A 25799-nucleotide genomic window follows, 5' to 3' on the forward strand; every position below is an offset into this window, starting at 1 on the left:
CATGTCCCGGATCGCGATCCAGCGATCGGTCGCGCCGGTCTCCTTCATAAAGAATGGCTCGATTCGCTAGGCCTCTTCGGTCTGGGGATATCGGCGCCTCTGGCTCGACAGCAAATCACGTGCCTTTCATCGTCAAGCCTGGATGGCGGTCCGGTCGCGCGTTTCGTGTGGTGCCTGTCGTGCGACCGGGCGGTACGTCCTGGGGTTGGCGTCTCGATCGGCGTGTCAGAACTGACACGTTGTGCGTCACTCGGGTCTTCATTCCTGGCCGGGAGGGGGGCGGCTGGGTGCGACAGAGGTTCATCAGGCGCTGTTGTCGATAAAGCTTCGCAATTGCCATATCGAGCTTGGTGCGTGAGCCACGGGGAGAGACGGCGGCTACGCTGGATTTTTGGGCGCGGATATTGCTTAGGATCAGGCGCTCGTCGTTTTGGAATGGAAGCCATGCCCCGCGATCGAGGTCGGCATGCTTCTCGGCGCATCCAACACCTAGGAGTCTGACCCTGGCCATGAACCCCGCCATGTCACGTTCGTCCGATTGGATTCGGATCCTTGCCTCGCTCTCTCTGATTCTGTCGATCGGTCTCGTTCGAGCCGAGCCTCTCAGCATCCCCATCGGTCTCATCAGTGCGGAACGCGCCGAGTACATTCCGCTCTCATCGCTCGAACCGCGTATCGAGGACGAGGGGTTGGAGGGTGCGCGCCAGGGCATCCTCGATAACAACACCACCGGGCGATTTACCGGTCAGTCCTTCGATCTGTTGCCGGTGACGTTGACATCCGACCAGTCGCCGAGCGATGTAGTGCGCGATCTGATCCAGCGGGGCGTGCGGCTCTTTCTGGTCGATCTGCCGGCGGCCGATCTCCTAGAGCTGGCCGACCTGCCGGAGGCCGGCGATGCGCTCCTGTTCAACATTGGGGCCATGGACGACGACCTGCGCACCCAGGGGTGTCGCTCCAACCTGTTGCATACGGTGCCGAGTCGCGCCATGCGCGCCGACGCGCTGGCCCAGTATCTGGCCTGGAAACGCTGGATGCGCTGGTTCCTGGTGGTCGGCCCTCTCCCCGAGGATCGTGCGTTCGGCGCCGCGATCGAGCGTGCCGCCAAGCGTTTCGGTGCCAAGATCGTCGTCCAGAAACCCTGGACCTTCAAGGCGGGGGCCTCGCGGACCGATTCGGGGCATTTCAACGAGCAGCAGCTCGCCAACTCCTTCACCCAGGTCGAGGACTACGACATCCTGCTGGTCGCCGATGAGGCGGATGCCTTCGGGGCCTATCTCAACTACCGCACCTATCGACCCAGGCCCATCGGCGGCACTCAGGGCTTGGTGGCGACCGCCTGGAGCGGCGTCACTGAGCAATGGGGCGCGACTCAGTTCCAGCGTCGATTCCTCGAACGGACCGGACGCTTCATGACGCCGAGAGACTATGCCGCCTGGCTGGCCGTACGCAGCATCGGCGAGGCCGCCACCCGCACCCAGACGGGGGAGGTGTCGCGGCTGCGTCAGTATCTGCTGGGACCCGATTTCAAACTCGCGGCCTTTAAGGGCGTTCCTCTGTCCTTCCGCGATTGGAACGGTCAGATGCGCCAGCCGATCCTCATCGTCTCGCCGCGAATACTGGTCTCGGTCTCGCCACAGGAAGGGTTTCTTCACCAGTTCTCGACCCTCGACACCTTGGGCTACGACCGACCCGAGACCGAGTGCTCGATCCGTTGAGTCCGAACCGTCCTGCAAATCTTCACCATCCGCATCAGGAGAGCACCATGCATCATCTGCGAACGGCCCTGCTCGGCGTTTGTCTGTTGTCGCCATTGGGGGCGCATGCCTACAGCGTTTATGTGTCGAGCGAGAAGGACAACAGCATCACCGTGGTCGACGGCGAGACCCTGGAGGTGCGCCAGGTCGTGCCGGTGGGGCAGCGCCCGCGCGGGATCGCCCTGAGCAAGGACGGCGAATCGCTCTACGTCTGCACCAGTGACGAGGATCACATCGAGGTGCTGGATCTCAAGAGCCTGAAGGTCGACCACACGTTGCCGTCGGGACCGGATCCCGAGCTGCTGGCGTTGGGACCTCAGGGCCGATTCCTCTATGTCGCCAACGAGGACGACAACATGGTCACGGTGGTCGACGTCGACAAACGGACCAAGGTGATCGAGATCCAGGTTGGCGTCGAGCCCGAGGGGATGGGGGTGAGCCCGGACGGCAAGTGGCTGGTGAATACCTCCGAGACGACCAACATGGCCCATTTCATCGACCTTTCCACGCATGAGGTGGTGGGCAACGTCCTGGTCGATCAGCGTCCGCGTGTGGCCCAGTTCACCCCCGACAGCCGTCAGGTGTGGGTTTCATCCGAGATCGGTGGGACGGTGAGCGTGATCGACGTCGCCAAGCGCGAGAAGGTCCATGTCATCACATTCGCCATCCCCGGCATGCGCAAGGAGCTGATCCAGCCGGTCGGCATCCGTATCACCGACGACGGCAGCCGTGCCTTTATCGCGCTCGGGCCGGCCGCGCGGGTCGCAGTCGTCGATACCAAGACCTTTGAGGTGGAGAAATATCTGCTGGTCGGCCAGCGGGTCTGGAATCTCGCCTTTGCGCCCGATCAGTCGCGTATGTTCACGACCAATGGGGTGAGCAACGATATGTCGGTGGTCGACATGGAACGGCTTAAGGTGCTCAAGAGCATCCCGGTCGGGCGCCTGCCCTGGGGGGTCGTGGTCGGGCCATGAGCGAGCCGGATGCTCCTGCCCTGGACGTGAGCGGGGTGAGCTTCGCCTATCCGCGCCGTCCGGTCCTGGATGACATCAGTTTCCAGGTGCCGGCCGGCGTCTTCTGCGTCCTGCTCGGCGTCAATGGGGCAGGGAAGACGACACTCTTCTCCCTCATCACTCGTCTCTTTCTGTGTCGTGCCGGATGCATCCGCATCTTGGGCCAGGATCTGGCCCGCGATGGACATCGGGCGCTGGCCGATCTCGGTGTGGTCTTTCAGCAGCTGACGCTGGATTTGGATCTGAGTTTGCGTCAGAACCTGCTGTATCACTGTGCGTTGCACGGGCTGGATCCCGGAACGATGGGGCCGCGCATCCGCGAGGCGCTTGCCGGGGCCGGGCTGGCCGAGCGCGCTGGCGACAAGGTGCGTCAGCTCAGTGGCGGTCAGCGTCGTCGGCTCGAATTGGCGCGCGCCCTGCTGCATGGCCCTCGGCTGCTGCTGGCCGACGAGCCGACCGTCGGGCTCGACGTCAGAAGTCGTCAGGCGATCATCGAACAGGTCCGCGAGACCTGCCGTCTACAGGGCGTCGGCGTGCTCTGGGCGACCCATCTGGTCGACGAGGTGCGTCCCGAGGACAGCGTGCTGCTGCTGCACCGGGGGCGGCTCCTCTATCGCGGGACGGCTCGGGGGATGCTGGAGGCCGCCGGTGCCGAGAATGTCCGAGAGGCGTTCGCCCGGCTCACCGGAGAACGGGAGGCGGCATGAGCGCGCGCGCCTATCTGCGCTGTCTGCTCGGCATCCTGGTGCGCGAGGCGCTGCGCTTCCTGCATCAGCGCGAGCGTTTCTTCGGTGCCCTGGTGCGTCCCCTGGTCTGGCTCTTCATCTTCGCCGCCGGGTTCCGATCCATCCTCGGGGTCTCCATCATCCCGCCCTACGAGACCTATATCCTTTACGAGGAGTACATCGTCCCCGGCCTGGTCGCCATGATCCTGCTGTTCAGCGGGATGCAGAGTTCGCTCTCCATGGTCTACGACCGCGAGATGGGCAGCATGCGTCTGCTCATGATCAGCCCCTTTCCGCGTTGGTATCTGCTGTTCTGCAAGCTGATCGCGGGCGCGCTGGTCGCCATCCTCCAGGTCTATCTCTTTCTCGCGATCGCCTGGTTCTGGGAGGTGCGTCCGCCGCCGATCGGCTATCTGCTGGCGCTTCCGGCCCTGTTGCTCGCCTCGCTCATGCTGGGCGCGCTCGGACTCTTCCTCTCCTCGGTCATACGCCAGCTGGAGAACTTCGCCGGGATCATGAACTTCGTCATCTTCCCCATGTTCTTTGCCTCCTCGGCGCTCTATCCGTTGTGGCGCATCCGCGATTCCAGTTTGCTGCTCTACGAGATCTGTCGCTTCAACCCCTTTACCTGGGCGGTGGAACTCATCCGTTTCGCGCTCTATGCCCGGGTCGACTGGTTGTCTCTGGCTGGCGTTGCGTTGGCGTTGGCGGTCTTTCTCGGCGCCGCCCTGCTGGGCTACGACCCTGGACGCGGCATGTTGAAGCGGCGTCCTGGGGGATGATGGGTCGCCGGGTTTTTCTGGGATTTCACCCTGGTTTCTTGTCCTCAGGAGGTTATTCGATGAACGCGTCCGGCTCGAACATCCGTTCGTTGCTCTTCACCGCTCTGATCGCGGTCTGCGCCTGCCGACCGATCCTCGCCGCAGATTCGGACTGGCCCTGTCCCCAGGTGCTCGTACCCGAGATTTCCGCCGCGGTACTCTGGGACGGTCCCTCTATCGAGGGTGCTGCATGGCGCGAGGACAAGGAGGTCGCCGCCCTGGTCGAGCATCTCTCCGCTCGACGGACCAGCGCGGACGCGGCGTCGAACGCGATTGCCGAGTTCGTCGCTCAATTGGATCCCTCGGAACGCAATGCACGCCTAACCCTGGTGTTCGCTGGTGTTCTGGAAACCCTGAATCGGGATCGTGCCCACCTCATCGATGGGATCGAGCGCTATTCGCGCGATCAATCCAGACGCGCCGAGTCGATCGGCCATTCGCTCGATGCGCTGGTCGAACTTGAGCGCAAATCCTCGCCCGAGGCGGCGCAGCAGGCGAGGGATCTCCGGGCGCGGCTCGCTATTGAGGAGCGTCTGTTCGACGAGCGCGAGCGCTCGATCCCTTATCTCTGTCGTCGCCCGGTCGTGGTGGAGGAGCGATTGGGCACCATTGCCCGCGCCATCGCCGGCCACATGGACCCTTGATCCGCCTTCGTCCGCGACTTGACGTTGTTTGCCATTCGTCTGTGGGCTTGACGGCCTCGATATTCTGATCTCGAATTCCGCCTCAATATGGGGGCGAGTAGGCAGGTGTCGCGCTCGTTGTGCGAACGCCCACTTTTGGGATATAGGCTACCGTCGATTTCGTGGAGGCAGGGGGGAAGCATGGGACCAATTAAGAGACTCGCTCGTGGCCGCTCGGTTGCGCTTACCTTGTCGCTGGCGGCCAGCGCGGTCATTGCCGTCATTCTCGGTGCCTTTGCCATCGGGGTCGCGCAGCTGAATCATCGTCTGATGGAGCAGAAAGCGATCGACCAGATCGTCGGGCAGGCGGCTCTGGTCAAGTCGATGCTGAGCAATTTGAGTGCAAACATGGGTAGCGAGGCGAAGCTTCTCATGTCCGTTCTCTCCTCGCGTTTCGGAACGCGCTTCGAATTGCGCCCGGACGAGCGGGTCCTGTTGGGCGACGCCTCGGTGCCGGCGCTCTATGGTGTCGAAGGGCGGCTCGATCGCGACCTGGCCTATCTGGAGGATTTCACCGCCACTACCGGTGCCGTGGCGACGTTGTTCGTGCGCGATGGCAACAATTTTGTGCGTACCGCGACGACGCTTAAGGATGAGAAGGGCCGAATCGTCGTTGGCACCCGGTTCGATCCAAGCGATCCGGGGCGAGAGCGCCTGCTGGTGGGGCAGGACTATTCCGGTCTGGCAACCCTGTTCGGCAAGCAATACATCAGGTTCTACCATCCTCTGATGAACGGGCGGGGCGAGGTGGTGGGGGCTCTGTCCGTCGCGCTGAACATCGAGGAGCAACTCGGGCGCGTCAAATCCGAAATCACCTCGATCAAGGTTGGCGAGACCGGATATTTCTTTGCCATCGACGCGAGGCCCGGATCGAGTCTCGGTACCCTGGTGATCCATCCGTTGCAGGAAGGGGCCAATATCCTCGAATCCAGGGATGCGGATGGCCACTCCTTCATCAAGGAGATGCTGGAAAAGCGCCAAGGCGTTATCCGTTATCCCTGGATCAACACGGATGCGGGCGAGACGCGGCCCAGGTTCAAGGTGGTCGCCTACGACTTCTTCCCCGAGTGGCAATGGGTCATCGCCGGTGGCGCGTATGACGATGAGTTGAGCCGCGACAGCGTCATGCTGCGCAATCTCACCTTCTCCGTCGCCTTGCTCGCGGTCCTCGTTCTGGGATTCGTGATCTTCCTGCTGACGCGGCGTCTGATCAGCCGACCGCTCGGTGAGGCAGCCAATATCTTCTCCCGCATCGGTTCCGGGCATTATGACAATGCGATTCCGACCGGCCGTGGCGACGAGATCGGATCGTTGTTCCAATCTCTGGGGGCGATGCAGGGCAGCCTGGACGAGCGGACCCGATCGGACGCCAGGATCGCCGCCGAGACGCTGCGTATCAAGCGCGCCCTCGACAAGGCGTCGACCAACATGATGGTTTCCGACCCCAAGGGCACCATCGTTTACGTGAACGAGGCCGTCGTGAGCATGATGCGGACGGCCGAGTCGGATATCCGCAAGGATCTCCCGAATTTCAGTGTCGACGGTCTGCTGGGGAGCTGTTTCGACGCCTTTCACCGCAATCCGGCCCATCAGAAATCCATGCTGGCGGCCCTCCAAAACACGCATGTCACCCAAATCACGGTGGGCGGTCGCGTCTTCAAGCTGGTCGCCAATCCGGTCATCGGCGATGAGGGCGAGCGGCTCGGAACGGTATTGGAATGGAACGACCGTACGGACGAGGTCGCGACGGAGCGTGAGCTGGCCTCGCTCCTGGACGCAGCCGTGCGAGGCGATTTCACGCACCGTTTGCAGCGCGAGGGTAAGGAGGGGTTCTTCGGGGAACTCGCCGAGGGCATGAATCGGCTGATCGATATTGTGGCTGGCGGACTCGCCGACATCGCCCGTGTGCTTAAAGCGATCGCCGATGGTGATCTGACCAAGGGTATCGAGTCGCACTACGAGGGAACCTTCGGTCAGCTGAAGGACGACACCAATCGCACCGTTGCCAGGCTTCAAGAGGTGGTCGGCAATATCAAGGAGTCGGCCGACACCATCAATATGGCGGCCGGCGAGATCGCTGCGGGGAACGTGGACCTGTCGAGCCGCACCGAAACCCAGGCAAGCAGTCTGGAAGAAACCGCGAGCGCTATGGAGCAGCTCAATTCGACGGTCCAGCAGAATACCCAGAACGCGCTGGAGGCGAACCGTTTGGCTCAGACCTCGAACGATATGGCCGTACGCGGTGGCGAGATCTTCGAGCGTGTGGTGGATACCATGGGCGAGATCCAGAAATCCAGTGAGCAGATTTCCGAAATCATCGCCGTGATCGACAGCATCGCCTTCCAGACCAACCTGCTGGCGCTCAACGCAGCGGTGGAGGCGGCACGGGCGGGCGAGCAGGGCAAGGGATTCGCTGTGGTGGCTGCCGAGGTCCGCATGCTTGCTCAGCGTAGCGCCCAAGCGGCGAAGGAGATCAAGAGCCTGATCGCCGGCTCGGCGACCAAGGTCGATGCCGGTGCGAAACTGGTCGACGAGGCGGGGCATACCATGACCTCCATCCTGGATTCGTTCAGCCAGGTCGCGACCCTCATGTCTGAGATCTCGGCGGCCAGCCGCGAGCAGGGCACTGGAATCGAGCAGATCTCGCAGGCCGTCAGCCAGATGGACGAGGTGACCCAGCAGAATGCGGCATTGGTCGAGGAGGCTGCAGCCGCAGCCGAGAGCCTTGAGGATCAGGCGCGTTCGCTATCCAAATCCGTTGCCGTCTTTACCCTGGATCAAGGAGCGAGCCCGTCGCCGGTTGGAGCGAAGCCCGCTTCCAGGGCGGTGAAGGCGGTGTCGCGAGGTCGCTCGGACACGGGTGGCGGTGCGCCTAAATCCTCGTCGTCGAAGGCGGTATCGGATGAGGATTGGGATGAGTTCTGACGCGCCGATCCGGACGGTATCCGTATGCGTTTCTTGAGGGCTTGCGAATCCTGGTGAGCGGCGGATTGAGATATCCCAATAGTCAGTGTCTCGCCTTCGCAATAGTGTGAATTTCTTGTCGTCGAGCGTGGCGCGGATCTAACATGTTGACCGCTAATCTGTTCTAGCGATCCTCGGAGATCCTGTCATGACGATTTTGGCGAGCGCTGACGGTGGCTCAGGCCCCGCTGGCTCCCACCGGGCGGAGACCGATACCTCCTGGCTCAATGCCGAAGAGATCACGTCCGCCCTCGATGCCCATATCCGTGAAGATGCCACGCTGATACGGGAGGTGCTCGCCAAGTCGCGCGAGCTCAAGGGGCTGACGGCGAACGAGGTCGCAGCCCTGCTCCAGGTGAAGGATCCCGCGTTGGTCGAGGAGCTCTACGCCGCCGCCCGCTTGGTCAAGGAGGCGATCTACGGCAAGCGCATCGTCCTCTTCGCCCCGCTCTACATCTCCAACTACTGCGGCAACTCCTGCTCCTACTGCGCCTTCAGCAAGGACAACAAGACCCTCAAGCGTCGCGCACTCAGCGTGGATGAGATCAAGCGCGAGGCCGAGGTGCTCATCGAGCAGGGGCACAAGCGCATCCTCATGGTCGCCGGCGAGTCCTATCCGCGCGGACTGGATTATGTGATGGAGGCGCTGGAGGCGATCTATTCGCTCAAGATCGGCAATGGCGAGATCCGCCGCATCAACGTCAACCTGGCGCCGCTGCGGGTCGATGAATTCCGCCGTCTGCACGAGATCGGTATCGGCACCTATCAGCTGTTCCAGGAGACCTATCAGCGCGACGTTTACGCGGCCGTTCATCTCAGCGGCAAGAAGCGCGACATGGACTGGCGTCTCTCGGGGCCGGACCGCGCCATGCAGGCCGGGATCGACGACATCGGTCTGGGCGCGCTGCTGGGTCTCGGCGACTGGCGCTTCGACGTGCTGGCGCTCATGAAGCATGCCGAGCATCTGGAGTCCACCTACGGCGCCGGGTGTCACACCATCAGCGTGCCGCGCATCGAGCCGGCGCACGGATCCGACTTCTCCAACTCGCCCCTGAATCCGGTCTCCGACGAGGACTTCAAGCGTCTGGTTGCCATCCTGCGTCTCGCCGTGCCCTACACCGGCATCATCATGTCGACGCGCGAAAATGCGGAGATGCGTCGCGAGACCCTGGCGCTGGGCGTCTCGCAGATTTCGGCCGGAAGCCGCACCAACCCCGGCGGTTATGCCGCGCAGCTCGATCAGGACGCGGAGGACTTCGACGAGAGCCAATTCTCGCTCGGCGATCACCGTTCGCTCGACGAGGTGGTTCGCGAGCTGGCCGCGCTGGACTACACCCCCTCTTTCTGTACCGCCTGTTACCGCAACGGTCGCACCGGCGAGGACTTCATGCACTGGGCCAAGACGGCCGACATCAAGCAGAAATGCGGTCCCAACTCGGTTGGCACCTTCATGGAATATCTGCTCGATTACGCCAACCCGGAGACGACCCGCGCCGGCGAGCAGGCGATCGAGCGCGATCTGGCCGAGATGGGGACGGAAGAGCGGCGCGTCTCGGACGTGATCCTCGACCGTATCCGCTCGGGCAAGCGCGACGTCTTCTGCTGAGATGGCCGGAGGGACCGGGGAGCTAGATGCCGGTATGCGCATCGAGTCGGATGCGCTCGGCGAGTTTCCCGTTCCGGCCGATGCCTATTATGGCATCCACACCGCCCGCGCCCTGGCCAACTTCGACCTGCTGGGCCGGCCCTGCCGCGCCGAGCTGATCCGCGCCATGGCGCAGGTGAAGCTGGCCTGTGCCCGCACCAATGCCGAGCTCGGATTCCTGTCGGAGGCCGAGGCCGGGGCCATTCAGGCTGCCTGCCGCGAGATCCTCGCGGGCGGCCTGCACCCATGGATCCGGGTCGACGCGCTCCAGGGCGGGGCCGGCACCTCGCTCAACATGAACCTCAACGAGGTGATCGCCAACCGCGCCGAGGAACTGCTGGGCGGGTCGCTCGGGTCCTATGCGCGCGTCCATCCGCTGCATCAGGTCAATCTGCACCAGTCGACCAACGACGTCTTCCCGACCGCACTCAAGGTCGCGGCGCTCGTGGCGCTAGACCGGCTGGAGCGGGGCATCGCCCGGCTGCAGTCCGCCTTCCAGGCTCAGGAACAGTCCTTCGAGGGTATCGTCAAGATGGGCCGGACTCAGCTCCAGGATGCCTGTCCCATGACCGTGGGCGCCGCCTTCGGCGCCTGGTCCGAGGCCTTCGCCCGCGACCGCTGGCGCGTCTTCAAGTGCAAGGAGCGGCTACGGGTCGTCAACCTGGGCGGGACCGCCATCGGCACCGGGCTGACCGCCCCGCGCGACTACATTTTCCGCGTCACCGACCGGCTGCGCGAGGAAACCCGGCTCAACCTCGCCCGCGCCGAGAACCTGCTGGACGCGACCCAGAACGTCGACGTCTTCGTCGAGGTCTCTGGCATCCTCAAGGCCCATGCGGTCAATCTCTACAAGATCTCATCCGACCTGCGCCTGCTCGCCTCGGGTCCGCGTGCCGGCATCGCCGAGCTGCGTCTGCCGCCGGTCCAGGCCGGATCCAGCGTCATGCCGGGCAAGATCAACCCGGTCATCTGCGAGGCGGCGGCCCAGGCGGCCATGACCGCCATCGGCAACGACACCATCATCACCCAGGCCTGCCAGTCGGGGCAGCTGGAACTCAACGCCTTCCTGCCGCTGGTGGCCAATGCCCTGCTGGAGAGCCTGGCGGTGCTGGAGCGCGCGAGCCTGACCCTGGCCGAGCGTTGCGTCGAGGGCATCGAGGTGAACGCCGATCACTGCCGCGAGCAGGTCGAGCGTTCCTGGGCCGTCGTCACCGCCCTAGTCCCCGCACTCGGCTACGAGACCGCCTCCCGCATCGCCCAGGAGGCGGCCGCGAGCGACACGCGGGTCCGCGAGTTGGTGCTGGAGCGGGGTCTGCTCGATGCGGCGACCCTGGACCGATTGCTGTCCCCGGCCGCCATGACGGCGCTCGGGTTTCGTTAGCTGCATTGAGTGGCCAGAACGGGTGCCCTTTTCGCTACGCAGTCACTGGAAAAACCTCATGCCGTTGACCCAGTTCCAACTGGAGCGCTACCCGTTCAAAGCCAACGACATGCTTGTCGGCTATATGTGCGTTATGTCGAGGCTGGAAGGAATCGCATCATGACCGACCGCCCCATCTCGCTGACTCCACCACCCAATGGTTACGCCGACTGGCTGGGCGAGCTGAAAACCCGCATCCACCGTGCCCAGCAACACGCCGCGCTCGCCGTCAACCGGGAGCTGGTGTTGCTCTACTGGCAGATCGGTCGTGACATTCTGGACCGCCAGGCCCGCGAAGGCTGGGGCGCCAAGATCATCGAACGGTTGGCGCACGACCTGCGTACCGCCTTTCCGGACATGAAGGGTTTTTCGCGCGCCAACCTGATGTATATGCGCGCCTTTGCCAAGGCATGGCCGGATGTCGAAATTGTCCAACAGGCTGTTGGACAATTGCCTTGGGGTCATAACCTGGTGCTGCTCGGCAAGCTGAAAAGCTCGGAGATGCGCCTAGCCTATGCTCAGCGCGCCATCGTGCACGGCTGGTCGCGCAACGTGCTGGAAATCCATATCGAAACCCGGCGGCTAGAGCGTGAAGGCCAGGCCATCACCAATTTTGTCGAGCGTCTGCCGGCACCAGACACTGACCTGGCCCGCCAATCCCTGAAAGACCCTTACCTGTTCGATTTCCTGCGCATTGGCAATGAGGCGGGCGAACGGGAAATCGAAGCCGCGCTGGTGCAGCACATCACTCAGTTCCTGCTGGAGTTGGGCGCGGGCTTCGCCTTCGTAGGACGCCAGGTGCATTTGGAGGTCGGGGGTGACGACTTCTTCATCGATCTGCTGTTCTATCACCTCAAATTGCGCCGCTATGTGGTGATCGAACTCAAGGCCGATAAGTTCAAACCCGAGCATTTGGGCCAGCTCGGCTTTTACCTCACCGCCGTGGACGCTCAGTTCAAGAGCGAACACGACAACCCAACCATCGGCCTCCTGCTGTGCAAGAGCAAAAATGAGGTGGTAGCCGAATATGCCCTGCGTGACAAGACCCAGCCGCTGGGTATCGCCGAATACAAGCTGCTTGAGTCTTTGCCGGTCGAGCTGCAGACGGACCTGCCCAGCATTGAGCAGATCGAAAGCGAGCTGGGTGAGCTGGGTGGAGATAGCGAAATGGAAGAAAACTGATGGACTCGGAGTTCGATGGTGTCACCCAGTCGCTGGTTCGGAAGCACTCATCGAAAGCAGCCACAGCAATCAGCTTGAGACCGACCGTACAAGAGTCACCGATGGCGCCATTGATGCGCTCCGTTCCGGCTATGCCGTCGTAGGTAATCGGTCCTCGCGCTGCAGAATCATCCGCCTTTCCCAACCCGAGCCATTCCTATGCTGGACACCCCCAAGAGTCTGCGTCTGCACATCGGCATCTTCGGACGCCGCAATGCCGGCAAGTCGAGTCTGATCAACGCCCTGCTGGGCTATCCGCTCTCCATCGTCTCGGATGTGGCCGGGACCACCACGGATCCGGTCGAGAAGGCCTTCGAGCTGCCGCCGATCGGTCCGGTCGTCTTCGTCGACACCGCCGGGATCGACGACGAGGGCGCGCTGGGCGGGATGCGCATGGCCAAGACCGCCGGGGTGCTGGAACGGGTTGATCTGGCCCTGCTGGTCTGCGATCAGCGCGGTCTCGGCGACGAGGAGCGCGCGCTGATCGCCCAGCTCCGCGAGCGCGAGACGCCGATCCTCTGTGTGCTCAACAAGAGCGATCTGGGAGAGGCCCCGGATGCCGGAATCGCCGAGCTGCTCGGGGAGGGCGGCGAGCTGGTGCGAATCTCGGCGCTGGAGCACCAGAACATCGACGCGGTGAAGGAATCCATCATCCGTCTGGTGCCCGAGGATTATTTGCAGGAGCCGCCGCTGGTCGCCGATCTCATCCAGCCGGGCGGCAGCGTGGTGCTGGTCGTGCCCATCGATCTGGGTGCCCCCAAGGGGCGGCTGATCCTGCCCCAGGTCCAGGTCATCCGCGAGGTCCTGGACGCGGATGCCGTCTGCACGGTGGTCAAGGAGCGCGAGCTCTCGGCCGTGTTCGAGGATCTGCGCACGCCGCCCTCGCTGGTGATCTGCGATTCGCAGGTGGTCATGAAGGCGGCGGCGGACACCCCGCCCGAGGTGCCCCTGACCACCTTTTCCATCCTCATGGCCCGCTTCAAGGCGGACCTGATCAAGCTGACCGCCGGCGCGGCCATGATCCACAAACTCAAGCCGGGCGACCGGGTGCTGATCGCCGAGGCCTGTACCCACGATCTCATCTGCGACGACATCGGCCGGGTCAAGATTCCGCGTTGGCTGCGCCAGTTCGTCGGCGGGGATCTTCGGATCGATTTCAGCAGCGGCAAGTATTTCCCCGAGGAGATCGGTCACTACGACCTCATCATCCAGTGCGGCGCCTGCATGGTGACGCGCAAGCACATGCTCTCCTGGCTCTACCGGGCCGAGCGCCAGGGCGTGCCCATGACCAATTATGGCGTGGCCATCTCGCTGCTCCAGGGCGTGCTGACACGCTCGCTGCAGTCCTTTCCGGCGGCCATGGCGGCCTATGAAGACGCCTGTCGGGAGACCTCGGCATGAAGACCCTGGACGACCTCCTGCGGCAGGAAAGTTTCAGCGACGCCGACATCATCCGCCTGCTGGGGCTGACCGATCCCGACGACTGCGAGCGTCTGCGCCGGGCGGCCTACGATCTCACGACCCGTCTGGTCGGCGATCTGGTCCACTATCGCGGCATCCTCGAGTTCTCCAACCGCTGCACCCTCAACTGCCGCTATTGCGGCATCCGTCGCGACAACCGAGAGCTGGAGCGCTACGACCTGAGCCTGGAGCAGCTGGTCGAGGGGGCGGTCTGGGCGGCGGAGAACAACTACGGCTCGGTCTGTCTCCAGGCCGGGGAGCGGCGCGACGAACCCTTCGTCGCCTTCGTCGAGGACGGCATCCGCGAGATCCGCGCCCGAACCCGCTCCGAGCGTCTGCCCGACGGGGCCAGCATCACGCTCTCGCTCGGCGAGCAGCCGCTGGAGACCTACGAACGCTGGCGTGCGGCAGCGGGCGAGGCCGATTGCATGCGCTATCTGCTGCGCATGGAGACCACCAATCCCGAGATCTTCGCTCGGCTCCATCCGGACGGATTCGCCCACGAGAAGGCCTATGCCTCGCGCATCCAGGCGCTGGAGGATTTGCGTACGGCCGGCTTCCAGGTCGGCACCGGCGGCATGATCGGGCTGCCGGGTCAGACCCTCGCCGATCTCTGCGCCGACATCCGCTTCTATCAACGCATGGACGTCGACATGCTCGGCATGGGGCCGTACATCCTCTCGCGCGGCGGCGACATGCTCGACGAGGGGATGATGGCGTCGGGTCCGCTGTTGCAGCGCGCGCTCAATATGCTGGCGGTCTGCCGCCTGGTGCTGCGCGACGTCAACATCGCTGCAGCGACCGCGCTGCAGGCCCTGGCCGAGGACGGGCGCGAGCAGGGGATCGCCCACGGTTGCAACATCATCATGCCCAACATCACCCCGCGTCCGGTGCGCAAGCGCTATCAGCTCTACGACAACAAGCCCTGTATCGACGAGGAACCGACCGACTGCCGTGCCTGTCTCGAGGGGCGCATCCATCGCATGGGACGGCGGGTCGGCTGGAACCAGTGGGGCTGCTCGCGTCATTTCCGCCGACGTATGAATCTGCCGATCCCCGTCGATTCCGCGCCAGGTCGGCATGGGCATGCGGCGGATGCAGGGCTGATCGGCATTCCAATTCAGCTCGGCTCGGTCTCTGACGCGTCCGTACCAATGCGGAACGATGCGGTTCGGCGTGATCCTTGAGGCGACGTTGTTTCCTCGCCGAATGACCTGGATTGAGTAATTACCCTTAACAAGGCCGGCCTAGATGCTTGTATGACGAATGTATTTCAGAATACCATTAAATTCTGCGGTATTTTGTAGGGGTATTAGGTTACCCAATACTGATCCTTCATGCGCCGCGCTGGTCGTAACCCCGTCGGACACCGGATTCCTCACAGGTCATCCGCGCTCCCGCGCCGTTTCGACGTCCAGATGATGGGTCGATACGCGGGGATCGGCCGCTGTCGCGGCCACCCAGCTCGTGTTCAACATGGCCGCGTGCTCCCTTTCGCGGGGCGTGCGGAGTGAGGTCTCTGATGTTGCTGACTGGGCAGGACAATGAAAAAGCCGTCATCAAGGAGCTGATGAAAACAATAGGGTCTGAGCGATCGGAGCTCATTCCACTCCTTCTGGCGTATCAGGACGAATTCGGCTATGTCTCCGAATTCGCGATGCAATACATCGCCGACCAGCTGAAGATCCCCGCCAACGAGGTCTACGGCGTCGCCACCTTCTTCCACTTCATCAACAAGCAACCGAAGGGCAAGTTCATCATCCGGCTCAGCCGCGATATGTCCTCCATCATGAAAGGCGCCAAGTCGGTCGCGCGCCAACTGCGCAACGACCTGGGCATCCGGATCGGCGAGACCACCCCGGACGGTATGTTCACGCTCGAATGGACGAGCTGCATCGGCATGAACTATCAGGCCCCGGCCATGATGGTGAACAACGAGGTCTTCTCCAACCTGACCCCACCGATGGTGCATCGCATCATCGAGGAATGCCGTCAGGAGGTTCGCACCCGCCGTCCGACCGTCGGCAATGTCGGCGAGACCTTTTCCAGCATCCTCAGCTATTCCTCCCACGCCCCCAACTCGGCCCTGACACGGGCGGTCGAGGAGATGACTCCAGTCGATGTGGCCAGCGAGCTGACCGTCTCCGGACTCAAGGGACGTGGCGGCGCCGGCTTTCCGACTGGCGTCAAATGGAGCCTGGCCTCCAAGGCCGAAGGCGACGTCAAGTACATCATCTGCAATGCCGACGAGGGCGAGCCGGGGACCTTCAAGGACCGTGTGCTCCTCGGCAAGTACGCCGATCTGGTGTTCGAGGGCATGACGCTGGCCGGCTATGCCGTCGGGGCCCGCGAGGGCATCGTCTATCTGCGCTACGAATACACCCACCTGCGTCCGCACCTGGAGGCGGTTCTGGAGGCGCGTCGTCAGGCCAATTTGCTTGGCGAGAACATCCTCGGCAAGGACGGCTTCTGCTTCGATATCCGCATCCATATGGGCGCCGGCGCCTATGTCTGCGGCGAGGAGACGGCGCTGATCGAAAGTCTGGAAGGCCGCCGTGGCGAGCCGCGCAACCGTCCGCCCTATCCGGTCGAGAAGGGTTTGCACGGCCGTCCGACCGTCGTCAACAACGTCGAGACCCTGGCCACCGCGAGCTGCATCATCGCGCGCGGCGTCAACTGGTTCACCTCAATCGGCACCGAGCGCTCCAAGGGTTTCAAGCTGTTCAGCGTCTCGGGCGACTGCGAGCGTCCCGGTGTCTACGAGCTGCCCTGGGGCATGACGGTGCGGCAGCTGCTGGAACTGGTCGACGGCGTGGGGGCCAAGGCGGTCCAGGTCGGCGGCTATACCGGCGAGCTGGTTCCGGCGAGCCAGTTCGACCGCGTCATGGGCTACGAGGACCTGGGTATCGGTGGTTCCATCATCGTCTACGGTCAGGGCCGCGACATGCTGGAGGTGGCCGAGAATTATCTGGAGTTCTTCGTGGAGGAGTCCTGCGGTCAGTGCACCGGTTGTCGCATCGGCAACCAGAAGCTGCTCGACGGCGTGCGCCTGCTCCAGAAGGGCACCTGTTCCAACCGCTATCTCAACGATCTCATCGGTCTTAGCCACAGCATCAAGAGCACCTCCAAGTGCGGTCTGGGTCAGGCGAGCCCGAACGTGTTCGTCGCCATCAACGAGCACTTCAAGGAAGAGATCATGGCGCGCCCGGTACTGGCGGCCTGAGGACGGATGGGATCAACAACGAGATGAACGACAAGCCAATGCAAACAGCCACGCATAGCCACAGCACCTTCATCCCAGGTCCGGACGCCGCCATGATCGATATCTCCATCGACGGTATCGAGCTCAAGGTGGCGCAGGGCACCAGTATTCTGGACGCCGCACGCCAGGTCGGGGTGCGCATCCCTACGCTCTGCCATCACGACGATCTCTGCACCGCCGGCGTTTGTCGGATCTGCGTGGTCGAGGTCGAGGGCGCCCGGACACTGCAGGCGTCCTGCGCCACGCCCGTGACCCAGCCGATCAGTGTCAAGACCAATACCCCCAAGGTCCGTTCGGCGCGCCGCCACATCATCGATCTGCTGCTCGCCGAGCACTACGGCGACTGCAACACCTGCAAGCGCAACAACAACTGCGAGCTCCAGTCCCTGGCGGCCGAATACGGCGTCGACTTCTACCGCTTCGGTCACCCGACCGAGCCCAAGTACGCCATCGACCGCAGTAGCCCCTCGATCGTGCGCGACATGAACAAGTGCGTGCTCTGTCGCCGCTGTGTGCGCGCCTGCGAAGAACTCCAGGGCGTGGGCTGTCTCACGGTCGCGAGTCGCTCCTCGCGCGCCCATGTCGCGACCTTCGCTAGCAAACCGCTCGCCAACGTGGTCTGCATCAACTGCGGTCAGTGCATCAACCATTGTCCCACCGGCGCACTGACCGAGCTGGATCAGACCGACGAGGTCTGGACCATGATCGAGGATCCGACCAAGCATGTGGTCATTCAGACCGCGCCCTCTCCGCGCGCGGGCATGGGCGAGTGTTTCGGGCTGGAGCCCGGCACCCCGGTGACCCAACAGCTCAACACCGCGCTCAAGCGGGTGGGCTTCGACGCGGTCTTCGACACCAACCACACCGCCGACCTCACCATTATCGAAGAGGGCACCGAGCTGATCCTGCGGCTCTACAAGGCCCTGGTGGAAAAGGACGAGAGCGTCAAGCTGCCCCAGTTCACCAGCTGTTCGCCCGGCTGGGTCAAGTACATGGAGCATTTTCATACGAATCGGCTCGATCATCTGTCATCGGCCAAGAGCCCGCAGCAGATGTTCGGCTCGCTGCTCAAAACCTATTACGCCGAGAAGAAGGGCGTCGATCCGGCGGATATGGTGGTGGTCGCGCTCATGCCCTGTACCGCCAAGAAGTTCGAGTGCAACCGCCCCGAGATGAATTCGAGCGGCTTCAAGGATGTGGACTACGGTCTCACCACCCGCGAGCTGGCGGGGATGATCAAGGAGTCGGGCATCGACCTGCCCAAGCTGCCCGAAGCACCGTTCGACGCCCCCTTCGGCGAGGCGTCGGGTGCCGGCGCTATCTTCGGCGCGACTGGCGGTGTCATGGAGGCCGCGCTGCGTAGCGTGATCGAAATGGTCACCGGGAAGCAGGTCGAGGATTTCTACGACCACGCCAACATCCTGCCGGTGCGCGGGATCGAAGGGGCGCGTCTGGCCGAGATCCCCATCACCGAGGTCGGTCCGGTTCCGGATCTCCTCAAGCATCTGGTTCCGAACTGGGATTGGCTGAAGGGTGCGACCCTCAAGGTCGGCGTGGTGCATGGTACCGCCAACGCCAAACAGGTGATGGAGGACATCGAGGCCGGCGGCCCGTTCAGCGAGTGCCATTTCATCGAGTTCATGGCCTGCCCGGGCGGCTGTCTCGGCGGCGGTGGTCAGCCGATCCCGACCAGTCCGGAGATCCGCGCCAAGCGGTCTCAGGCCATCTATCAGATCGACGCCAACTACGCAGTGCGCAAGTCACACGAGAACCCGATGGTGCTCCAGCTCTACCAGGAGTTCCTCACCGACGGTCCCTGCGGACATATCTCGCACCATCACTTGCACACGCACTACCAGGCGCGCGGTAAGTTCATCGGCTGACGCGATGCGTCCAGGCGGCGTCTATGGCGCTGCCTGGACCCTATGAATTGAACCGCAAAGGCGCAAAGGACGCGAAGAGAAAGAGGGGTTGAGCCATGCGCGTATTCCACCAGTGTGTGGGTGCGCGCAATCCGCTCGATTCATGAACATCCTTTGCGCGCTTTGCGTCCTTTGCGGTTCGATTTCTCCTATCGAGACGAGCGGATCCGCTCAGCTCAGACCCATCAGCCCGATCAGTTCGTCGCTGTTCATGACGTGGCAGTAGATCATGTTGATGATCTCGAGCTCGCGGCGGTGCAATTCATCGGTGCCGGCGGCGCAGCAATCCTCGAGCAGGATGACGAAGAAGCTCTCGTCGGCGAGACTGCGGATCGTGGAGGAGACGCACTGGTCGGTATAGACGCCGGTCACGATCAGGTTGCGGATGCCCATGTTGTTCAAGACGAGCCGCAGATTGGTGCCCGTTAGGGCGCTATCGGTGGTCTTGGTTACCACGATCTCGCCTGGTGCCGGGGCCAATTCGGGGATGATCTGGGATGCCTCGGTGCTGGTCGGCATCAATAGATTGTTCCATCCCGGAAGCTTCTGACTCAGTGACCGGTCCCGCCCATCCTCCAGCAGGCAGCCGATCCTGGCATGGATGACGTCGATTCCGTTGCGACGAAAGCGTGTCTGCATCGCCTGCAGATTCGGGATGAGGGTTTGGCGCATCCGGGAGTGAAAGGGTTCCCAGCGTGCGCGCTCGTCGGGATCGTCCGATTGCACCATGCCGTAGTTCTGGACATCGATGCAGAGCAGGGCGGTTTCGTGCGCAAGGAGCACGGGGTCGTCCGGCTCGGGGGCATGTTCGTAGTAGAAGGAACGATAGGCGGTTTTCCAACTCATCCTCATGACCTCGCTGTCGCCTGCGTGCTGTGACGGAGAACTTCACGATACAGGCCATGGCGTCCGAGCTCCACCTTACGGCTGTAGGGATGGAGGTCGATCTTCACCCGACTGCGGGCGTATGCGCTCGGGCGGGATGGACAGCCGGTCGTTGCCTACAGCCGCTTGTAATCCGAGATGTATGTGTTCCCTTTTTCCTGGATGCGGCGGATGCGCTTCTCGCGCTCGATCTCCCAGACATCCGGCGGGTCGCTGTTGTTCCAGGCGGTGTAGAGCTGCTCGTCCTGGCGACTCAGACGGAAGCCGTAGGTATCGCGCATGTAGAACATGGTCCGGGCGATGTCGCCGCGTACGTTCTGAGGCGGCTGGACGCGTCGCTGGCTGGCGTCGATGCGGATGTCGCAGTCGCCGAAACGCTCCCCGCCACTGACCATGCCCCAATTGAAATTCGAGCGCTGGCCGTTGATGTAGCCGTCCGCCGGATAGAGGTTGAATAGGTCGTTGTGCGCCGCCTCGAAGACCGGGTCGGTACGTTCGCAGCATTGGCGGCCGGAGAGCGTGCGGCCGCTGCTGCTCACGCACTCGGGAAAGGCGGCCGGTTGACGCCAGCATTTACGGGTGTTGCCGAACTGGGCCGCCGGAAAGACGTGCTCGGCCTCCACGCGCTGGGCGCGCGAGCTGGTCAAACCCATCAGACCGCAACTGCCCAGCGCTATCTGGCGCTTGTCGTCATAGCGGCATCCGCAGTAGAAGGTCTCTCTGTGGTCTGAGTAGACTTTTTCGTAGAGTAGCTTTTTCGCACTGGAGAATGAGCCGGCCACCTGAGGCAGTCTGCTGGCGTCGGGCTGTATGGTGCCGTCGTTCTGGGGCATCCAGCGTTTTGGATCGAGCGGAAGCGACTGGATCAGCGAGACCAGGTCCTCGCTGAAGGAGGACGTGCGCGAACTCAACAGATCGCCAAGCCAACCTCCGGTATCCGAGGCGATATCGCCCAGCAATGTGCGAATATCGACGGTGATGGAGACGGCCTGCTGGGCGTTTTCCGGCAGCTTTTCGACGATGTTTTGCGGGAGCGTCGACACCAAACCGATCGCCCCCAGCGCGATCGCGAAGACGCGCAGCTTGATCAGCCAGTTTTTGAGCCATGAGGGAAGCCAGGTCGGTGAGTTCGAGCGGGGTTTAGCGGTGGAACGGGGTTTCTTCGAGGATTTCTTCGGAGCACGAGCCATGAAACTGCAAACCAACGGAAACGGAGGGTTCGCACTTTAGCAAAAGGGTCGCGCTCATTCGGACACGTTGCGGGTTCTGTGCCGCCCTAATGGTTTGGCCGTGTCAAACCAGCATTGTGTCGAGCGGTCGATGTCTGAGGCGATCGGAGAGGAGTTACGTATGACGGCAAGATTGAGTGCGATTCAAGCGGACATCACCAGCCTGGCGGTGGACGCGATCGTCAACGCGGCCAACGAATCGCTGCTCGGTGGCGGCGGTGTGGACGGCGCCATCCATCGCGCGGCTGGTCCCGAGCTGCTCGCGGAATGCCGCGAGCTCGGCGGTTGCGCCACCGGCGATGCAAAGATCACCCGAGGCTATCGCCTCCCGGCCCGATGTGTGATCCATACAGTCGGTCCGGTATGGCGGCAGGGCCGGGCGAACGAGTCGGAGCTGCTGGCTTCCTGCTACCGGCGCTCGCTTGAGCTGGCCGCGACGCATTCGCTGCGCACGCTGGCCTTCCCGAGCATCAGCACGGGTGTCTACGGCTATCCGGTCGAGTTGGCCGCCGAGGTGGCTATCGGCACCGTCCGAGCGGTTCTGGAGCGGCCGACTGTAGTCGAAGAGGTCATTTTCTGCTGTTTCTCGGCGGAGGATCTGGCGGTTTACGCACGTCTTCTGAGGGATCCTGCGTGTGAGGTTGCGCCATGACAACGCACGCAGAACCCTCGCTGGCGGAGCGCTTCCGTGGTGCGCTGATCGGGCTTGCGGTCGGCGATGCGCTTGGAACGACGCTCGAATTCACGCGCCCTGGGTGCTTTCAGCCGATTGACTGCATGCAGGGCGGCGGCCCCTTCCGGCTCGCCCCGGGGCAGTGGACGGACGACACCTCGATGGCCCTGTGTCTGGCCGAGAGTCTGGTCGTGTGCGGCGGCTTCGATCCGGAGGATCAGATGCGCCGCTATCTGCTTTGGCGCGATCAAGGCCATTGGAGCAGCACCGGACGCTGTTTCGACATCGGCAACACGGTCGCCCAGGCATTGCAGCGCTTCGAGGAGACGGGCGATCCCTTGGCGGGGTCCAGGGACCCGCACAGCGCTGGCAACGGCTCGCTGATGCGTCTGGCGCCCATTCCTCTCGCCTTCGTCCATTCACCCGTCGAGGCGGTGCGCTGTGCTGGATGTATGTCCCGCACGACGCACGGTGCCTCGGAGGCGGTCGATGCCTGTCGCTACATGACCGGCCTCATTCTGGGCGCCGTGCACGGGGTGGGCAAGGCGACCCTGCTTGGTTCGCGTTTTGCGCCGGAGGGTATCGACTGGCGGACGTATCCGTTGAGCCCCCAGATCGATCTCATCGCGGCCGGTCGCTTCAAGGAGCGTCATCCTCCGGCGATTCGTGGTACGGGTTACGTCGTCCAGTCGCTGGAGGCGGCCCTTTGGGCCTTTTGGAACACGGAGACCTTTCGCGAGGGGGCATTGCGGGCCGTCAATCTGGGCGAGGACGCCGACACCACGGGCGCCATCTATGGTCAGCTTGCGGGTGCCCATTATGGTCTGGACGCCATTCCAGAGGATTGGCGCGGTCGCATCAGTCGGGGCGATTCCATCTTGGATCTGGCCGATCGGCTCCTATGCCTGGCCAATTGCGGAACCTGAGTCCAGGCATCGCGGGAGTGTTCGCCCCTTTTGCAATGGCGCGGTAAAGAAAGCCTGTTTCGTGCCGATAGCGTCTTTGAGGTCGATGTTTCCCGACGCATCGATTTCGACAACTGAAACTGTTCTCCTCATCTCTCCCCCGAGAGATCCCTCGACCCGGCGCATGCCGGGTCTCTTTCTTGCTGTCCAGGAGATGCTCTGATTTCGGTTTCCAGCGCGGCGTTCGGGCGATTGCTGCTCTACAATGGTGCCCGAAGGTTGGCGAGCGGTTCGCTTGACGCGTTTCGATCGGTTTATCCCTGTGCGTTGGAATAGGGACAATTCAGGGAGTGTCTGTTTTGCATTTGCATCTTCACTCGACGATCAAGGGATTTACGCTCCAGTGTGCGGTCGGGCTGGCTGGTCTCTGTGGCATGGCCGTTCAGGCCGGCGATTGGCCCGAGCAATTACAGCTTCACGGCTTTGCGACCCAGGGTTACATCCTGACGACAGGGAACAATTACTTCGGCGAGTCCATCGACGGAGGCTCCTTCGATTTCCGTGAGTTGGGGCTCAATGCCTCTTGGCGCTTCAAACCTGGTCTTCAGTTCTCGGCTCAAGCGGTTTCACGCCTTGCTGGGGAGACGGACGATGGCGCCATCCGGCTGGATTTCGGTTTCCTGGACGACCGCTTCCTGTCTGGGCGCGAGGGGCAGATGGGGATTCGGCTCGGGCGCATCCTGAATCCGCTGGGCTTATACCTGGATACGCGCGACGTCGCCTTTGCCCGCCCGAGCATCCTGCTGCCGCAATCCATCTATTTCGACGTCAATCGCAACCTGGCGCTCTCACTGGATGGTGCTCAACTCTATGGCGAGCGTTATGGCGAGAGGGGCAATGTCTCGTTTCAACTGCAGTGGGGGTATCCGAGGGTCGACGATCCGGATTTCGAGCGCTCTATCTTCTTCGGTTCCGCGCCTGGCGATCTCGAATCGGAGCCGACCTGGCTTGCGCGGTTGGGCTACGAGTCCGTGGATGCGCGTTTGCGGTTCGCGATCTCTGGCGGCCAGGTGAATGTCGGTTACGACCCCCATGGTCCGGGGGATGCCTTAGACTCCGGTCGGTTCCGGTTCGAGCCGTTGATCCTCTCGGCGCAGTACAACGCCCGGTATTGGGATCTGACGGCTGAATATGCGCGGCGCCCGACGAGCCTGCGGAATTTCGGTCCTGAATTCCCTGATGTCGGATTCACCGGCGAGAGCTATTACCTACAGGGAACCTACCGCTTCGCCCCGAGATGGGAGGCGCTGCTGAGATACGACGTGCTCTACTGGGATAAGGAGGATCGCAATGGAACGGCATTCGCTGCGGTGACCGGGCAGCCAGCCTATCGGCGTTTCGCCAAGGATCTGACCGTCGGATTGCGCTGGAATCTCACGGCGTCGTTTATGCTCCGAACGGAGTTCCATTACATCGACGGCACCGGCTGGTTGTCCGAGCTGGAGAATCCGATCCCCAGCGAGACCGAGCGCTACTGGACTCTTTTCTCAATTCTTGGCTCCTACCGCTTCTGACCCATCCCGCGTGGAGCGGATTCTAGGTCTTGGGAACGCGTCCTGCCGCAAGGACCAGATTCATGCTGCAGAAGGCGGCGCCCTGGCGTTCGGCGTACTCCAGCCCTTGGCGCCAGGTTGCGACCTCGGCGTCGGTCATGACTCCCGCCTCCAGTGCCTTGCGTTCCACCTCGTCGAGCTTGGTGAGGTATCGGAGCAATTGGCCGTCGCCTGCGATGACGACAGGCCAGGCCTCGACCTCGATCTGGGTCAGTCCAGATTCCTTGAACAGCCTGAACAGCTGGCGGCCCGAATATCCGTTGCTCAACAGTTGTTCGGCGCGGAAACGGGCGAGCCGGCGCTCGATTCCGACATGCGGCGAATCGATCGAGAGGCTTCCCCAGTCTGAATCGACCAGGACGATCCAGGCTCCCGGCCGGGCGACGCGTCGCATTTCCCCGAGCGCCCGCGACGGGTCGCCTAGATGGATGAAGAGTCGCTCGCTGCGGCAGGCGTCGAAGGTCCTGGATTCCAGCGGCAAGTTCGCGGCATCTCCCTGTCGATGTTCCACGCGTTCGGTCAGGCCCGCGCGCTCGGTGCGCGTCTGGGCGATCTCGACCATCTCCGGATCGGCATCCAGACCGAGAACCCGTCCTTGCGGACCGACCAGTCCGGCCATCGCGAGCGTATCGATGCCTGGTCCGCAGCCGACATCCAGGACGCTTTGGTTCGGCGCAATGCGAAGCAATTCGTAGCTGCGTTTCTTGATTGGCTGGACGAGGTCCGCAGCCGCTTGAAGATAGGAGGTGTCGACATAGCCTGGAGTTCGGGGTACGTCCCGCATGGAGTTTTTCTCTTTATGCATGCTGAGCGATCGGTGCCTTGTACGAGGGGCGGGGGCCAAACAACTGCTGGTCGACGAGCCAGAAGAGGTCGATGACGTCTGGAGTCAGCGAATTGACGACCGTTTCGCGTGGCAGAGCGAAAGGGGCGCGCGCCCCGTGATGGTCGACCAGTTCGCCGGCCTGGATGAAGCGAATGCCGAAACGCTGAAGCAGTCTCGCCAAACGTGGTTCCATCAGAGCGAAGCTGAAATCGGCCTCGCTGCGTAGGAACATGGCGATCCCCGCCATGAAGAGCCCGATGGGGATCATGGGAAAGGCATCGCGTTGTTCCGGCGTCTCGTGCGTTTCGTTCGGCGTCAGGCTGACGGGTTGCTTTGTGTCTTTGCGTCTGCGCCTGAAGGATTCCAGCACCGCCAGCCGGGACAGTTCTCCGTAACAGGCTTTCGGTAGGTGCTGGGGGTGAATTCCGAAAGCCGATGTCGGAGGGCAGAAGCGCTCGAATGGCAAGGGGCGGTCTTCATCATCCGAATCCGCGCAGATAAAACGAATGCATCCAACCGGCGCCTGCGTCTCGCGGTGGGTCATGAGACAGTGCAGCGCGCGGTCGTCGAACACGTCCCGTTCCATTTTGTCGGGGAAGCGCCCCTGGGGTTCGTACTCGAATTCCTCGCAATAGACCTGGTAACGGATATGAAGGGTCTGTTCGAGTTGCTCAGGGCATTGCGCGAGCTTGAGCTCGAAGTATTTCCCGAAGTTTGCGGCGATACTGGTTTGAGCCATGTCCTGCACTCCATGCATGATTGTGATAGGCGTAT

Annotated in this window: 20 protein-coding genes; 16 read left to right on the forward strand and 4 right to left on the reverse strand. The window is 62.8% G+C overall.

Annotated features, from left to right (window positions below; genetic code table 11):
• Positions 1–521: 521 nt before the first annotated feature.
• From THIDRDRAFT_RS03020 to THIDRDRAFT_RS03080, 13 genes are all read left to right on the forward strand, one after another.
• Positions 522–1718, forward strand: a complete 1197-nt coding sequence (locus THIDRDRAFT_RS03020; RefSeq protein WP_139058598.1) for an ABC transporter substrate-binding protein — start codon at positions 522–524, stop codon at positions 1716–1718.
• 47 nt (positions 1719–1765) lie between these two features.
• On the forward strand, positions 1766–2731 hold the full coding sequence (locus THIDRDRAFT_RS03025; RefSeq protein ID WP_007039324.1) for a YVTN family beta-propeller repeat protein: 966 nt from the start codon (positions 1766–1768) through the stop codon (positions 2729–2731).
• Positions 2728–3477 (forward strand): ABC transporter ATP-binding protein, encoded by a 750-nt coding sequence (locus THIDRDRAFT_RS03030; protein WP_007039325.1) that lies wholly within the window; start codon positions 2728–2730, stop codon positions 3475–3477. Before THIDRDRAFT_RS03025 ends, THIDRDRAFT_RS03030 begins: the two co-directional genes overlap by 4 nt.
• Positions 3474–4277, forward strand: a complete 804-nt coding sequence (locus tag THIDRDRAFT_RS03035; RefSeq protein WP_007039326.1) for an ABC transporter permease — start codon at positions 3474–3476, stop codon at positions 4275–4277. The genes THIDRDRAFT_RS03030 and THIDRDRAFT_RS03035 overlap by 4 nt, the downstream gene beginning before the upstream one ends.
• A gap of 59 nt (positions 4278–4336) precedes the next feature.
• The gene (locus THIDRDRAFT_RS03040; protein WP_007039327.1) at positions 4337–4960 is read left to right on the forward strand and encodes a hypothetical protein; all 624 of its coding nucleotides are present in this window, start codon (positions 4337–4339) and stop codon (positions 4958–4960) included.
• A 180-nt stretch (positions 4961–5140) separates the two neighbouring features.
• Positions 5141–7924 (forward strand): Cache 3/Cache 2 fusion domain-containing protein, encoded by a 2784-nt coding sequence (locus THIDRDRAFT_RS27060; protein WP_007039328.1) that lies wholly within the window; start codon positions 5141–5143, stop codon positions 7922–7924.
• A gap of 187 nt (positions 7925–8111) precedes the next feature.
• Positions 8112–9569 (forward strand): [FeFe] hydrogenase H-cluster radical SAM maturase HydG, encoded by a 1458-nt coding sequence (hydG, locus tag THIDRDRAFT_RS03050; protein ID WP_007039329.1) that lies wholly within the window; start codon positions 8112–8114, stop codon positions 9567–9569.
• 34 nt (positions 9570–9603) lie between these two features.
• A complete protein-coding gene (locus tag THIDRDRAFT_RS03055) occupies positions 9604–10989 on the forward strand; it encodes an aspartate ammonia-lyase (protein ID WP_216725608.1) in 1386 nt (461 codons plus the stop codon).
• Between the two features lie 159 nt (positions 10990–11148).
• A complete protein-coding gene (locus THIDRDRAFT_RS03060) occupies positions 11149–12210 on the forward strand; it encodes a PDDEXK nuclease domain-containing protein (RefSeq protein WP_007039332.1) in 1062 nt (353 codons plus the stop codon).
• Positions 12211–12408: 198 nt separating this feature from the next.
• Entirely contained in the window at positions 12409–13650 is a 1242-nt protein-coding gene (hydF, locus tag THIDRDRAFT_RS03065) for a [FeFe] hydrogenase H-cluster maturation GTPase HydF (protein ID WP_007039333.1), read from the forward strand.
• Positions 13647–14897 carry a [FeFe] hydrogenase H-cluster radical SAM maturase HydE gene (gene hydE, locus THIDRDRAFT_RS03070; RefSeq protein WP_007039334.1) on the forward strand — a complete coding sequence of 417 codons (1251 nt, stop codon included), beginning with the start codon at positions 13647–13649 and terminating at the stop codon, positions 14895–14897. Before hydF ends, hydE begins: the two co-directional genes overlap by 4 nt.
• A 335-nt stretch (positions 14898–15232) precedes the next feature.
• Positions 15233–16933 carry an NAD(P)H-dependent oxidoreductase subunit E gene (locus THIDRDRAFT_RS03075; RefSeq protein WP_007039336.1) on the forward strand — a complete coding sequence of 567 codons (1701 nt, stop codon included), beginning with the start codon at positions 15233–15235 and terminating at the stop codon, positions 16931–16933.
• A gap of 38 nt (positions 16934–16971) precedes the next feature.
• Positions 16972–18855 carry an NADH-dependent [FeFe] hydrogenase, group A6 gene (locus THIDRDRAFT_RS03080; protein WP_216725609.1) on the forward strand — a complete coding sequence of 628 codons (1884 nt, stop codon included), beginning with the start codon at positions 16972–16974 and terminating at the stop codon, positions 18853–18855.
• Positions 18856–19065: 210 nt separating this feature from the next.
• Here THIDRDRAFT_RS03080 and THIDRDRAFT_RS03085 read toward each other — a convergent pair whose 3' ends face one another.
• Positions 19066–19740 carry a cysteine hydrolase family protein gene (locus THIDRDRAFT_RS03085; RefSeq protein ID WP_007039338.1) on the reverse strand — a complete coding sequence of 225 codons (675 nt, stop codon included), beginning with the start codon at positions 19738–19740 and terminating at the stop codon, positions 19066–19068.
• Between the two features lie 155 nt (positions 19741–19895).
• Entirely contained in the window at positions 19896–20969 is a 1074-nt protein-coding gene (locus tag THIDRDRAFT_RS03090; RefSeq protein WP_007039339.1) for an endonuclease, read from the reverse strand.
• A 130-nt stretch (positions 20970–21099) separates the two neighbouring features.
• Between THIDRDRAFT_RS03090 and THIDRDRAFT_RS03095 the strand changes: the two genes are divergently transcribed.
• The 3 genes from THIDRDRAFT_RS03095 (at position 21100) to THIDRDRAFT_RS03105 (ending at position 24160) form a co-directional block, all read left to right on the forward strand.
• The gene (locus tag THIDRDRAFT_RS03095; protein WP_007039340.1) at positions 21100–21660 is read left to right on the forward strand and encodes an O-acetyl-ADP-ribose deacetylase; all 561 of its coding nucleotides are present in this window, start codon (positions 21100–21102) and stop codon (positions 21658–21660) included.
• Entirely contained in the window at positions 21657–22607 is a 951-nt protein-coding gene (locus tag THIDRDRAFT_RS03100) for an ADP-ribosylglycohydrolase family protein (RefSeq protein ID WP_007039341.1), read from the forward strand. The genes THIDRDRAFT_RS03095 and THIDRDRAFT_RS03100 overlap by 4 nt, the downstream gene beginning before the upstream one ends.
• A gap of 329 nt (positions 22608–22936) precedes the next feature.
• Positions 22937–24160 carry a hypothetical protein gene (locus THIDRDRAFT_RS03105; RefSeq protein ID WP_425358422.1) on the forward strand — a complete coding sequence of 408 codons (1224 nt, stop codon included), beginning with the start codon at positions 22937–22939 and terminating at the stop codon, positions 24158–24160.
• 22 nt (positions 24161–24182) lie between these two features.
• Here the strand turns inward: THIDRDRAFT_RS03105 and THIDRDRAFT_RS23540 are convergent, their stop codons facing one another.
• Entirely contained in the window at positions 24183–25004 is an 822-nt protein-coding gene (locus tag THIDRDRAFT_RS23540) for a methyltransferase domain-containing protein (protein ID WP_050984629.1), read from the reverse strand.
• Complete coding sequence (locus THIDRDRAFT_RS03115; RefSeq protein WP_007039344.1) at positions 24997–25764, reverse strand: PEP-CTERM/exosortase system-associated acyltransferase; 768 nt, start codon at positions 25762–25764, stop codon at positions 24997–24999. The genes THIDRDRAFT_RS23540 and THIDRDRAFT_RS03115 overlap by 8 nt, the downstream gene beginning before the upstream one ends.
• Between the last annotated feature and the right edge of the window lie 35 nt (positions 25765–25799).

The organism is Thiorhodococcus drewsii AZ1 (assembly GCF_000224065.1).
Taxonomy (GTDB): Bacteria; Pseudomonadota; Gammaproteobacteria; order Chromatiales; family Chromatiaceae; genus Imhoffiella; species Imhoffiella drewsii.